Source organism: Orientia tsutsugamushi str. Boryong, from assembly GCF_000063545.1.
Lineage (GTDB): Bacteria > Pseudomonadota > Alphaproteobacteria > Rickettsiales > Rickettsiaceae > Orientia > Orientia tsutsugamushi_C.
In genome coordinates, this window is sequence record NC_009488.1 from 1,662,626 (window position 1) to 1,676,246 (window position 13,621).

At 29.6% G+C, this 13,621-nt stretch carries 12 protein-coding genes and 4 pseudogenes; 11 read left to right on the top strand and 5 right to left on the bottom strand.

All coding sequences use genetic code 11. The features are described 5' to 3' along the window. Window positions 1-219: 219 nt before the first annotated feature. Complete coding sequence (locus OTBS_RS07845; RefSeq protein WP_041621329.1) at window positions 220-852, bottom strand: alpha/beta hydrolase; 633 nt, start codon at window positions 850-852, stop codon at window positions 220-222. Continuing rightward, window positions 849-1,487 carry an endonuclease III gene (nth, locus tag OTBS_RS07850; protein ID WP_011945015.1) on the bottom strand — a complete coding sequence of 213 codons (639 nt, stop codon included), beginning with the start codon at window positions 1,485-1,487 and terminating at the stop codon, window positions 849-851. The genes OTBS_RS07845 and nth overlap by 4 nt, the downstream gene beginning before the upstream one ends. 75 nt (window positions 1,488-1,562) lie before the next feature. Here nth and grxD point away from each other — a divergent pair, with 75 nt between their 5' ends. From grxD to OTBS_RS14600, 3 genes and pseudogenes are all read left to right on the top strand, one after another. Beyond that, a complete protein-coding gene (grxD, locus tag OTBS_RS07855) occupies window positions 1,563-1,916 on the top strand; it encodes a Grx4 family monothiol glutaredoxin (RefSeq protein ID WP_041621330.1) in 354 nt (117 codons plus the stop codon). A gap of 60 nt (window positions 1,917-1,976) precedes the next feature. Then, complete coding sequence (locus OTBS_RS07860) at window positions 1,977-2,525, top strand: NifU family protein (protein WP_011945017.1); 549 nt, start codon at window positions 1,977-1,979, stop codon at window positions 2,523-2,525. 590 nt (window positions 2,526-3,115) lie between these two features. Further along, window positions 3,116-3,211, top strand: a pseudogene (locus tag OTBS_RS14600) (IS5/IS1182 family transposase); the annotation flags it as partial. Between the two features lie 577 nt (window positions 3,212-3,788). Here the strand turns inward: OTBS_RS14600 and OTBS_RS07865 are convergent. Continuing rightward, window positions 3,789-4,589, bottom strand: a complete 801-nt coding sequence (locus OTBS_RS07865) for a helix-turn-helix transcriptional regulator (protein ID WP_011945019.1) — start codon at window positions 4,587-4,589, stop codon at window positions 3,789-3,791. 269 nt (window positions 4,590-4,858) lie between these two features. Here OTBS_RS07865 and OTBS_RS07870 point away from each other — a divergent pair, with 269 nt between their 5' ends. From OTBS_RS07870 to OTBS_RS07885, 4 genes are all read left to right on the top strand, one after another. Next, window positions 4,859-5,776 (top strand): cation diffusion facilitator family transporter, encoded by a 918-nt coding sequence (locus OTBS_RS07870; RefSeq protein ID WP_011945020.1) that lies wholly within the window; start codon window positions 4,859-4,861, stop codon window positions 5,774-5,776. Between the two features lie 61 nt (window positions 5,777-5,837). Further along, complete coding sequence (locus OTBS_RS07875; protein ID WP_173361680.1) at window positions 5,838-6,299, top strand: nucleoside deaminase; 462 nt, start codon at window positions 5,838-5,840, stop codon at window positions 6,297-6,299. 77 nt (window positions 6,300-6,376) lie between these two features. Further along, entirely contained in the window at window positions 6,377-8,473 is a 2,097-nt protein-coding gene (gene ligA / locus OTBS_RS07880) for an NAD-dependent DNA ligase LigA (RefSeq protein ID WP_011945022.1), read from the top strand. A 6-nt stretch (window positions 8,474-8,479) separates the two neighbouring features. Further along, window positions 8,480-10,252, top strand: coding sequence for an aminopeptidase P family protein (locus OTBS_RS07885; RefSeq protein ID WP_011945023.1), 1,773 nt, complete (start codon window positions 8,480-8,482; stop codon window positions 10,250-10,252). Between the two features lie 242 nt (window positions 10,253-10,494). Here OTBS_RS07885 and OTBS_RS07890 read toward each other — a convergent pair. Further along, window positions 10,495-10,905: pseudogene (locus tag OTBS_RS07890) on the bottom strand (transposase); the annotation flags it as partial. Between OTBS_RS07890 and OTBS_RS18505 the strand changes: the two are divergent. Further along, window positions 10,885-11,105: pseudogene (locus tag OTBS_RS18505) on the top strand (hypothetical protein); the annotation flags it as partial. The pseudogenes OTBS_RS07890 and OTBS_RS18505 sit on opposite strands and share 21 nt — an antisense overlap. Window positions 11,106-11,127: 22 nt before the next feature. On the opposite strand, the pseudogene OTBS_RS07895 reads toward OTBS_RS18505, so the two are convergent. Further along, window positions 11,128-11,932, bottom strand: a pseudogene (locus tag OTBS_RS07895) (DNA adenine methylase). A 137-nt stretch (window positions 11,933-12,069) separates the two neighbouring features. On the opposite strand from OTBS_RS07895, the gene OTBS_RS07900 reads away from it, so the two are divergent. From OTBS_RS07900 to OTBS_RS07910, 3 genes are read left to right on the top strand one after another with little or no spacing between them, the layout of a single operon-like run. Continuing rightward, a complete protein-coding gene (locus OTBS_RS07900; protein ID WP_232488982.1) occupies window positions 12,070-12,294 on the top strand; it encodes an ATP-binding protein in 225 nt (74 codons plus the stop codon). A 22-nt stretch (window positions 12,295-12,316) separates the two neighbouring features. Beyond that, a complete protein-coding gene (locus OTBS_RS16995) occupies window positions 12,317-13,252 on the top strand; it encodes a sensor histidine kinase (RefSeq protein WP_041621150.1) in 936 nt (311 codons plus the stop codon). A 5-nt stretch (window positions 13,253-13,257) separates the two neighbouring features. Beyond that, window positions 13,258-13,614: a hypothetical protein gene (locus tag OTBS_RS07910; protein WP_041621331.1), complete on the top strand. Its 357-nt coding sequence runs from the start codon at window positions 13,258-13,260 to the stop codon at window positions 13,612-13,614. Window positions 13,615-13,621: the final 7 nt, after the last annotated feature.

Genomic DNA, 13,621 nt, shown 5'->3' on the forward strand with positions numbered 1-13,621 from the left:
TTCAACAGACTAAAATTATCTATTGATAATAAGCTTACAAATAAAACTTTTTAAATAAAATTATGATTTTTGATAACAAATGAACTATTATTAGTGTTAGTTAACATGCTTAATATATACAGTACCTAAATTACAAACCGTACATTCAGATGAATAGAAACTTGCTTCAGCTCGAAGAAGTATAATAATAAAGATTTTGATTGTCAAGGTTGACAAATATTAGATAGATATTATTCGTTTTATAAAATTATTAGCTGTGTTAATTCCATTCATATCAATTGAATGAGTTAAGTTATCAATAAGATAATGTTCAACTTTAACATTATAAGATTGCAAAATTTGATACGAATTTAAACTAATATCACAAGGTATAACTGTATCTTCTCTACCATGTATCAAACATATGGGAGTTGCAGTACATGTAATTAATTTAGGAGAAACCATTGCGCCTGAAAATCCAATTGTCGCTTTAAAAGGAATTTTAGCTGATAAAGTCAAATATATAGAAGTCATAGCTCCTTGAGAAAAACCAATTAAGATAGTATCTTGATTAGTAAGTCCAAGCTGCTTTTGCTTTTGATTAATTAAATCAATAATTAAAGGACTAGTTCGCTCTAACTCAATTCTTAATATTTCAGGATCTCGTTGTTTCAAACTAAACCATTGGTAGCCATATAGTGCACCATCATATTGTTCAATTCCATTTGGAGCAAAAAAGTGAGCAGCTAAAAAATATGGTTGCATAAAAGGAGCAATGCTTATTAAATCATGACCATTGGATCCTACTCCATGTAACATCACTATTAATTGTTTAGTTTCAGATTCCTTTGATGCAATTTCTAGCTGACTCATTTTTTCTGTCCTGATAAAAAATATTGACAATAATTATTAAGAAAACATTCTGAACATTTGGGAGTTTGAGCTTTGCATATATATCTACCATGTAATACTAACCAATGATGTGCTAATAATAGCCACCTATCTGGAATAACTGATAGCAATTCATTTTCAACCTTTAATGGAGTGGCTCCAGTAGCTAAACCTATCCTTTTAGCCACTCGAAAAACATGAGTATCTACTGGCATAGTTGCTACTCCAAAAGCACAACTTAGTACTACATTAGCGCTTTTTCTACCTACGCCAGGCAGTGCTTCAAGCTCCTTCATAGTATTTGGAACTTGTCCATTATACTCTTTGACAAGAATTTCAGAAAGTTTAATTATATTTTTAGCTTTATTATTATATAGTCCAATAGACTTAATATGCTTTTTTAAATTTTCTTCTCCTAGCTGCAAAAACTGTTCAGGAGTTTTATAATATTTAAATAGCTCCTTAGTAGCCTTATTAACAGCATTATCAGTAGACTGAGCTGAAAGTATAACAGCAACCAACAACGTAAAATGATTGCAATATTCTAGTTCTGTTTTTGGCTCAGGGCATCGCTCAGCAAATTTTGCAAAGATTTTTTCAATCTTATCAATTATCATATTATAATTCCTCTTAACTTTACCTTTAAAGTTTTATATAATATTTTGAAGTTAGTGATATTGTATATAATTCCTATGAATAAAGATAATATTTTTCAGTTAATAGAGCAGCAGATAAAAAGCAATGATATAGTGTTATACATGAAAGGCACTATACATGCTCCTAAATGTGGCTTTTCTGCTATTGTTGCTAATATAATACAAGAACTTACTAAAGATTTTAAAAATATTAATTGTACATACATAGATGTACTGTGCGATGATGATTTAAGGCAAGGAATAAAAGAATATACTGATTGGCCAACTATTCCACAATTATATATTCAAGAGGAATTTATTGGCGGGTGCGATATAGTTAAAGAGATGTATAGAAATGGCGAATTAAAAACACTATTATTACAAAAATTTAAAGATATCAAAGACAATTAAACCACATTAGTATATCTTTTAAACTTTCAACTAATATTTTTCTAACTTATTATTTATATTATGTTTATTCAAACTCAACAAACTCCAAATCCTAATTCACTAAAATTTTTTCCTGACCAAAAAATTAGTCCTGGTAATCCAGTACATTTTAGTACCAGAGAAGAATGTACTCATAGTATTTTAGCACGTAAGTTATTCTCAATTGAAAATGTTAAGGAAGTATTTTTTGGCGAAGATTTTATTACTGTTACAAAAGTTAGCGATGGAAGTTGGGAAGTAATTAAACCTGAAATATTAACTATGCTAATGGACCATTTTGTAGCAGGATTACCAGTCTTTGAATCTGAAGCCGAAAAAAAAAATATAGAGCAAGCTAATCTTTCAGAAATTGAGAAACAAATCATAGAAATTATTAACACTAAAGTCAGACCTGCAGTTGCAATGGATGGTGGAGACATAGAATACCATAGCTTTAAAGATGGAATAGTAAAGCTACAAATGCGTGGAGCATGTGTAGGTTGCCCAAGTTCTACTATGACATTAAAACAAGGTATTGAATCATTACTCAAATACTATATTCCAGAAGTAGTATCTGTTGAGCAAGTTTAACATTATCCAATTATTAAAAGCATGATTTCCACAAAAACATCAAAAAAATCCATTTTTAATAGAAACACAAATTAGAATTAAAATTGTAAATAATCATGATACAATCAAGATTTATCAGTTTTTAGTAGTTTATATATACATATGCGTAAGTCTTGGTTATATCTTTCTCTACTAAGGTAACTATCTTTTTAATTTGTGATATATCATGTGTTATGATAAAGTGCGATGCAAAGTTATGTATAGCTAAACCACTATAAAACAGTTATGATATTGTTTTATAGTAGTTTGGCTAACAAAACACAGATGGAATCCCAACCACTTATAAACTATTTGATTCAACAAAACTTCCTATTAAACGACATGTTAAGATTATATCCGAAGCCAAATCCGTATGATAAACAGTGGAATGAGTATTTTGAGAAAAGATTAAAACATAAAATAGACCTCTTTCGAAACTGGTTAAGGTAGTTCAAAATTATTGCTTACAAATATCGAAATAGACGTAAAAGATTCGTTCTTAGATTTATTTTGATCTTTGGCATTTATAATTTTGAACTACCTTAACCAGTTTCGAAAGAGGTCTAATGTAGTTCAAAATTATTGCTGATAAATATCGAAATAGACGTAAAAGATTCGGTTTTAGATTTAATTTGATCTCTGGCATTTATAATTTTGAACTATATTAACCAGTTTCGAAAGAGGTCTAATGGTTAGTTATTAAGCATGGATATTACAAAAACGTGTGTGCTAGAAATATTAGATCAGTAAATGGTCCTGAATTAAGATTGTATTTAATTAATGTATTAAAACTCATAACGAAACATTATCCCTTGTATACCTTGTGCATTATAACGTTTGGATTTTTCATTATCCTAAACTAATCCTTTTAGGATAATGTTATGAAAACATAAGATTTTCAAGTAAATACATACAACTAAAGAAAATAGCATTGCTTTATCATCATAACAAACATTATTCAAACAGTTATACTTTAAGCCGATTCTTATTGGCATAATACAGTTCTCTGAGCTAGTGGCAAGCGGTAACTCTTACCTGCGTTATAATCTCAAAAACAATACATTTTATACTGCTATACTGCGAAAATATAGCAAAAAAATAACTATGATCAAAATCTTTGTTTTTCATGAATGCTTATATAGTAACTTTGTTAGCAAAAAGCTTGTATATAGTTGAGTTTCATTTAATATAAGTTATAATCGTAAAAATAACCTTATATATACTATTTGATTCTAGTATCTGTGCTTATAAATTTCTGTTCTTTGAAGTACTATCCTTTGTTCTTTTATCCATAACACGTGATGCAATTGAGCTTGATCTACTTGTTTCTTCATCTGTTTGTCTTTCAGACATAACACGTGCAACAGCTGATTCTTTTTGACCTAACTTCTTTTTTCCTTCAGCGAGAATACGCTCAACTAATGTTTGAGGAGGTGTGGCACCATGTATATCTTGGCTAGTAGTTTGTGCTTCAGAATGAGAAAAAACATTACCTTCTGTTATACTAATAGTAGCAAGCTTTTGTTCATGTTCTTGGCTAAGTAATGATGTATCCTTATTTTCTGTTATTTCTTGCGTTAATAATGCTCCACTCAGTATACTGTGAAGAGATAGCCCGTATTTATCTGCTAGGTTTACTAAAATTGTGCTGCCTATTGATTCTTTTTTACCTGATATGAAGTCGGATATAGCCATAATGCTATGACCAACACCTGTAGATAATTCAGAAGCACGAAGTTCTTTTTCTTGCATGAATTGTAGTAAAAATTGCTTGATATGATGATTTACTTTCTCAGGGTTTATATAACCACTACTTATACTTGTATTTGTGCATTTTCGTTTTCTATTTAATATTTCATCTACAGGCTTTTTAAAAAAATTAGCAAGCTTTACAACAGTTTCTACACGTGGATTTGGTTTTGCACCTGCAATTAGTGCACATACTTCAGTATAAGATACTCCACTTCCTTGAGCCATATCCATTCTTGTCATGACCTTCATTTGAGTTTTTAAAAACTTTTGAAGTGGCCGTCCAATATTCCCCATAAAATTTTTCCAATGTTAATATATATTACAAGCTGATATTATATATAAATGCTACGCAAGCTGATTTTGTTATACTATATTTGCTAGCACGTTATTATTATTTTTTGTTGTATTTTTGTTATATTGATTGTAGCTATAAATTTTCACTTACATTATTAAGAGTATAATGAGTACATAAAGATTATTATATTCCACTGTTGACTAATTTACGCTACATACTACTATAAATAGTACATATTAATGACACTAAAATTAAATACATTCAAAATATGAAACATAAAGCAGTTCCTACTTATCTTCAACACTCAAAACTAATAAAAAGCGCAATTCTGCTATCTATTGCAACTGCAAGTGTCATTTTAACAATTAAAATATATGGTTGGATTACTACTAGTTCTGTAGCATTATTTGCATCTTTACTAGATTCTATGTTAGATATTTCTTCGTCATTAATAAATATGGTAGCAGTTCGTATAATGCTCTTACCTCCTGATGATAATCACCGTTTTGGTCATAATAAAGTACAAGACTTAGCTATTTTTTCTCAATCTATATTCTTTTTTTGTTCTGCTATTTTTACTTTATTTTCAGCTATTAACAAACTATTTAATTTTCATGAAGTGAGTCATCATAATGTTGGCATTAATGTTATGATTGTATCATCTGTTTGCATATTTATGCTAGTTTGTTATCAGAACTATGTGTATAAGAAAACTCAGTCTTATATTGTAGCAGTTGATAAATTGCATAATTTTGTTGATTTATTAACTAACTTATCAGTTATTATATCATTAAAAGTTAGTGTAAATTTTTGGTTTATTGATTTAGTATTTGCTATTCTGATTAGCGTATATTTACTATATGGGTGTATCAAACTGTTTAGAAAAGCGCTTAAAAATCTTCTTGATCAAGAATTTGATAAAACAGAAAAGCAAAAAATTTTGAATATTATTCGTCAAAATACACAAGTTTTAGGGGTACATGAGCTTAAGACTAGATATGCTGGTAATAAGCCATTTATACAATGTCACTTAGAGGTTGATGGAAATATGACTTTACTTCAGGCTCATGAAATTGCTGACGATATTAGTGCTAAAATTGAAGAAGAGTTTCCTGGTTGCGAAGTATTAATTCATCAAGATCCTGCTGGCTATGAACAGTGTGTAATGTATCAAGAGAAAATTTGATATATATGTGACTCTTTAATTATTTATTAGGGAAAAATATTATCATATTATAGCTATGTTTATGTTACAAGCAATAGAGCAGGCTTCACAGGCTTTTAACTTAGGTGAAGTACCTGTAGGAGTAGTTATAGTTAATCGAGCAACAAAAACTGTATTAACTAGAGCTTATAATAAAGTTGAAACTACATTAAATCCTACTTTTCATGCTGAAATTATTGCAATTAATAAAGCTTGCAGTTTGTTAAGCTGCAAATACTTACATGGTTATGATATTTATGTTAGCCTAGAACCATGCGCAATGTGCGCTGCTGCGTTATCTCATGTTAGAATTGATCGTATATTTTTTGGAGCATATGATGAAAAGTTTGGTGCTATAGAAAACGGTGTACGGCTCTTTTATAATACAACGGTATATTATAAACCAGAAATATATGGTGGTATTATGGAGTTGCAATCTAAGGAATTATTACAAAAGTTTTTTAGTAATCTCAGAGTAAAGAATGAAACAAAGTGTATAATGTAAATGTTAAAAATTGCAAAAATTGGAGTATTATAGTTTATAGTTTATAGTTTATAGTTTATTAAACATCATACATAAAAATGAATAAGCTAGATATTAGCACGATTAATATTGAACAATTAACATCAGATCATGCTAAGAAAATTGTGGATTTTTTAGCTTTGGAATTACAAAAATATGATCAAGCTTATTATAGTGACAATAATCCTTTAGTTACTGATGCACAATACGATGTTCTGAAAAATTTAAATAATAAAATTGTAGCCAAGTTTCCACATTTAGCATTAGTAAATGATCATTCTAAAAAAGTTGGATTTACACCAAGTGCGCAGTTTTCTAAGGTGGTACATCTTAAGCCAATGCTATCATTAGCAAATGGTTTTTGTGTAGAGGATATTAGCAATTTTATTACTAAGATACAAAATTTTTTAAAAATAGATCATTGCCCCAAAATTGTTTGTGAATATAAAATTGATGGATTGTCATTTAATGCTAGATATGAGTATGGGGTCTTAACCTTAGCAAGCACTAGAGGTGATGGGCAGATTGGAGAAAATATTACTGAAAACTTAAAAACAATACAATCTTTCCCTCAAACCTTGCCTATTACTGATAAAGTATTTGAAGTCAGAGGTGAAATTTATATTACTAATAATGATTTTAGAGTTTTAAATATTCAACAACAGAAACTAGGTAAAGCTTTATTTTCTAACCCACGTAATGCTGCTGCTGGTTCAATTAGACAACTTGATCCTGCTATTACAGCTCAAAGACCACTAAAATATTTTGTTTATGCATTAGGAGAAGTAACTAATCACCATTTTGCTAGTACGCAGTTTGAATTACTACAGAAACTATCTCAGCTTAAGTTTTCCGTTAATACAGATTATATATTATCAGATAATCTGCATTCAATGATAGAATTTTATAATAACGTTGCTACAGAACGCAACAATTTAGCATTTGAGATAGATGGAGTAGTGTACAAGGTGAATGATTTTGCTTTGCAGGAAAGACTTGGAGCTACTAGTACTAGTCCACGTTTTGCGATTGCGTATAAATTTCCAGCATTAATTGGTAGAACAAAGATAACTAACATTACTTTACAGGTTGGCAAAACAGGAGCTGTTACTCCTGTAGCATTGCTTATTCCTATTAATATTGCTGGAGTAACAATATCAAGAGCAACGTTGCATAATAAACAAGAAATAGAATCAAAAGATATTAGAATTGGTGATTATGTGTTTTTACATCGAGCAGGCGATGTTATTCCAAAAATTAATGGTGTTGATTTATCAGCTAGAGATGCACAATCCTCTACAAGATTTATATTTCCTGCAACATGTCCTTCTTGTAATCAGAATTTAGTTGTTAATGAAGGAGAAACAGTAGCAAGATGTGGTAACAGTTTAGCATGCCCAGCTCAAATTTATGAACGTATCTGTCACTTTGTATCAAAAGATGCATTAAATATTGATGGATTAGGTAGACAGAGAATACGGTTTTTATTAGATAATAAGTACATAGTAAATATAGTTGATATATTCTTGTTAGAAGAGAATAATAAACTTTTATCTTCAAATAAACTTGAAGATATAGCTGGTTGGGGAATAAAATCTGTAAACAAGCTATTTAAAAATATCAATCAAGCTAAAAATGTCATTCTAGACAGATTTATTTATGCGTTAGCAGTTAAACATGTTGGTAAATATAGCGCTAAATTATTAGCTAAAGAATTTAAAACAGCAAAAAATTTTATAGATCAATCACTAAAATTGGCAAATAATGTTACAGAAATATATGAAAAATTATGTAATATAGAAGGGTTAGGAGTAAAAACTGCTGACCAGTTAAAGCAATTTTTTATGGTTTCAGCTAATGTGAATTTGATAACAAAACTTGTTAATATACTAACTATACAAGATTGGCAATATCATGGTGATAATTTGTTATTATCAAATCAAACTATAGTATTTACTGGAACTTTTGCTACTGTTTCACGGTCTGAAATTAAAGTACAAGCAGAGAAATTGGGAGCAAAGGTAGGTACTCAAGTATCTAATAATACTGATTTACTGGTAGTAGGTAACAAAGCTGGAAACAAGCTACAGAAAGCTCAGCAACTAGGAATTAAAATTATTAATGAAGAAGAATGGATTAAAATGGTTAATGAATAATGAATTATGAAGCATAATGAACAAAGGTTGAAGCAATTAAGGCAAAAATTTTTAGAATTTGGTATCAGTGGATACATTATTCCTTCCAGTAATGAATATCAAAGTGAATGTGCTCCGAAATATGCTAGAAGATTGGAGTATATTACCGGATTTTCTGGATCATATGGAATAGCCATAATTACATTAAATAAAGCTATATTATTTACTGATGGTAGATATTTAATTCAAGCAAGTAACCAAGTTGATTTGGAGCAATTTCAAATTATAAATATCAAAGATATTTTGACAACAGATTGGTGTAGTATTATTTCAAGTGATACAGATATGATTATAGGTTATGATCCTTATCTTTTAAACTTACACTCAATTACCTACTTTCAGAAGTTAAAATTAAAGACTATATCACCAAATTTAATTGACTTGATCTGGAATAACCAGCCTTCTAAACCATCGACTAATGCTTGGATTTACTCAATAGACTATGCAGGACAAACAATTCAGGATAAAATTTCTAAGTTATTTATTGAGCTTAAAAATAAAAATGTTGATGGATATTTTATTACTGATTCTACATCAATATGCTGGTTGCTTAATATTAGGGCATATGATACCGAATTTACACCTTTAATGCTATCATACGCTTACCTAGATTGCAAGGATCAATCAGTGTATCTTTTTACAAATTTAGAACGTTTGAATCAATCAGTAAAGCAACACCTTAATCAAGGATATCAAACTATTAAATTATATTCAGAAACTGATATTAATGTTATATTGAAGCATATTACAAATAAAATTCTTGTTAGTGAAAGCTGTCCTATAGGCTTTTTATCACCAATTAAAAATAAGCAAATTGTTAAGCAGCAACATGATTTGTGTTCAACAATGAAAGCTTGTAAAAATCAAGTTGAAATTGCTGCCGCTAAGCAATGCCATATCAATGATGCAGTAGCAGTATGCGAATTTTTTGCTTGGTTAGATGATATAGTTACTCAACATAAGCTTGAATCAATAAATATTACTGAATATAGTTTAAGCGAAATGCTTACTAGCTTTCGTAAAAAACAGCCAAATTATATTTGTAATAGCTTTGATAGCATATGTGGCTTTAATGAAAATAGTGCTATTATACATTATCAACCAACAAATCAATCTGCAAAGTTAATCAAAGGTGATGGAATTCTATTAGTAGATTCTGGAGGACAATATCTCGGTGGTACTACTGATATTACTCGTACAATAGTAATTGGACAAGCAACTCCGTTACAAAAGGAGAGATATACTTTGATTCTAAAAGGACATATATCTTTACTAAACAGTGTTTTCCCTTGTGGAACAGTAGGAAGTAATCTAGATGTTATTGCTAGAAGAAATTTATGGCATCATGGCCTTGATTATCCTCATGGTACTGGACATGGAGTTAGTAATTGTCTTAGTGTTCACGAAGGTCCTCAATCTATTGGGCAATATAATAACGATGTAGCATTAGCTGAAGGTATGATACTTTCAAATGAACCAGGGTACTATGAAGAAGGTAAGTATGGTATTAGAATAGAAAATCTTATGTTTGTTAAAAATTCAAAATATGAAGGATTTTTAGAATTTGAGACTTTAACGCTTGTTCCATATTGTAGTGATCTTATTTTAACCTCACTACTAACTAACGAAGAAAAAGAATATATTCATCATTATTGTCAAAGAATAAACGATCAAGTGAAGCTACTTCTTAGTGATAAAGCAAAACTTTGGATTGAAAAGCACATAAGTATGAATATTTGAAAATCATGGTTTAACTAAATATTAGGCAGTGTTAACAAACATCTAACCTTATAATAAAAGCATAAGTTGGATAAATTGATACATCATAGAGTAGCAAGAAAGAGGAATGATTTTGTCTTTTTCAGTTGAATGCTGAAAATTTTTAGGATAATGGAAAGTATGAAGTGAGAATGTTGAGTTATAAAGAAAATTTAAATAAAATGGAATAACCTAACATGAAAAAATGCATTGTAAACATCAATTTAGGATAAGGAGTCAGGAGAAGAAGAAGAGATAAGATGGGGATTAAGTTTAGAGATAGAATAACTAGCAAGAGAAGCAATTATATGAACAAAGAAATTAAGAGGAGAACGGTGTCTAGTATGCTCTAAAAGCATATGTTTTTTTAGTACATTAAAGACAGATTCAATTAAAGAACGTTTATTTAATAACCGATTATCTTGTATATCCAATAAATATGTTTTCATATTTTTACGAAGATTAGTAAATAAACGTAAACCATTGGTCAGCAGTTGATGAAATAACTCTTTAGATATGTAAGCTTTATCACCAAACAATTTACCAGATAAGCATTTAGAAAAAACTGAAGATACAGATAGGTCGCTTTTATTGCCTTTAGTAATTTTAACTGACATTATTTTGCCTTTATTATTGAAGGTAACAAAGCATCAATTTTTGTTACAGGTGGCCTAGTATCAGTTTTCAATGGTGATAGCGATACTGGTATAGACTTAGGAGTTGGTATAACAATAAACTTATCAAGAGATACATAGTTAGACATTGAATGTAGCACAATGGCTAACTATATACACTTCCTATTCATATACGGTTTGAATGGCGAGTTCGTCTTTAATTGCTAAGCTCAGGTCAAATAGTTAGGTTGAATAGTTAGTAATGATTAGCTCATTAACAGGATTGCGTTGTTCATTGATTGAGTATATGACTGTAACGGTATTGATATTAAAATCTTTGTATAAGTCTCTAATAAAGGTAGTGTTATTGTTAGAAATCATAATCTTAACACCTTTATTTGTTAATTCTTGGACAAAATCCCGTAATCTAATTTGATCTTTTTCATCAAATGGAAGTCTAGTATAGAACAGTTCTCCAGATTTATGGTAAGGAGGATCAAAATAAACGAAGTCATTTTGTTGAGGCTCTATAAATGAAAAATCAGTAGCATATTGATACGCCATGTAAAAGGTTGCTACATTGATTTATTCTAGATGCAATATGGAGTTTAATGTAGCATTCACCAGAAAATGTTTGAGCAGATTGTCCATTTTTGTAGACTCTATAAATTCCTCTAAAAGAATATTTATTAAGATATATAAATTTTGCGGTAATCTCATTCGGATTATTACTATATTTGTTTTTAACTTTATAATAATAATCCTTCGAATGATTTTTGTGATATAGATTTAGTAATCTATTGACCTCATTAGGATTATTTTTAACAGCATTATAGCTAGTAATTAAATCGAGATTGATGTCAGACAAAAAACATTGTTTAAAAAGATGCCTAACTTGAAAAAATAAAGCACCTCCACCAAGGAATGGTTCATAGTGATTATAGTGTGGACTTTGAGGAAGATGTTCTATTAATTTATTAACAATTCTTCGTTTACTACCAATCCAATGAAGAAAAGGCTTAGACTTATTAGCAACAGCTACTGACACATGAAGTTTAATTAATTGCTGTTAGTTGAATCTCTATTGAGATTATACCAAAAAACAGCTCGTAATACTAGTAATAATAACGCTTACAAGGCTCTTTATGCATATCAGATTCAAAAGATAGAATATTGCAATTTGTAGTGCATAGCGTAGGAGATGGCATTTCAAAAAACAAATTACAAGAGATGAACTCTGAATTAAAAAATCCACACTTAATTAAGCATCAAGCATTAGATTCAGGGTTAGCATTTATCAAACATCTTACATATGAAATGAAAGGAAGCATTAAGATAGACAGTAAAGAAGGACATTATACAAAGTTTTTAGTCAGCATTCCGATACAAACTAGTAATTTAAATTCGTAACATTAGTCAAATGGAGAATATTATGAAAAATAAAAAAAAGAATATCAAGAAAACGAAAGACATTTCTCAAGATGTTTGGACAATTCATCTACCACCTATTCCAGTTAAGTTAGTATCTACAGCTAAGGAAAGAAATATTTATCTTTGTACCGAAAATATGAAGGCAGATAAATATATTGGAATGAAAATAAAGCTACAACAAGCGAAAGATTATCTAGAGGAAGCTGAGTCAATGAAGCAATATTGTATAGATTTGATTCAAAAAATTAAATATACGTTTGATCTTACTACTGCTAAAATCAAAGATCTAGCAGATGATCTACTATGCAGGCAAAGTGATTTCAAAGAAAAAGAATATAAAACTACTAGCGTAGCAAGAATACTTAATTGTGCCGCTAACCTACAAGACTACTGTAACAGGATAGTTTACTCACTTAGAGGCCAAATTAAGCTTCAAAATGTACATTCAAAAAAATTTAGCATACAAAAACTATTGAAGGATACAATTAGCTCGCTGAAAGAAATTGCTGAAGATAGAGAAATATCGATCAGTTACAATGTTCAGGATAACATCAATGATATTGTTATTGGAGATAGTTGTCTATTGCAAACTATACTTAGTCAATTAATAAGTGGAGCTATTAGAGTTAATAAATTCTGTCAGGTTGATGTTATAGTTAGGTTATTTACTTCGCCGTATCGAAAGGCGAATGAAAAAGACAGAATATTAAGATTCATAGTACGTGATAACGGAAAAGGTATTTCACAAGAAAAACTACAAGAAATAAATGCAAAATTTACTGATTTGCATCCAGCATTAGAGTATCCAGAAATATTAAACTCGAGTCTAGAATTTGCAAATTACATTGTTAACAAACTAAGTGGCAAATTAGAAATAAAGAGCGAGGCAAATAAGTTCACAGCTATTACTTGCGATATACCAGTACAACTTAATTAAAAGATATGGAAGCATTTTATGAGTCATACTATAAAATCTGGAGATTTTGGTATTCAGGCAAAAGTAAATGTAATATTAGAGCACTGAAGCCATTCACAGAAAATAAAGGAATAAATCTTAGCTGCAATTTTAAAAATGATATAAAAGATTTAATCATTGTAAATAGTATTCAAATACAGGCAGTACTAACACTATTAATTTGCAATGCTACTAATAGTAAATGCAGCGAAATTAGTGTTGAAGTTGATTTGCTGGCTTCTACAAATCAAAAGACAAATCATAGAATATTACTATTAATTGTTCATGATAATGGAATTGAAATTTCGACAGAACAATGGAATAATATGATGACTGAAAATTAGAATTATT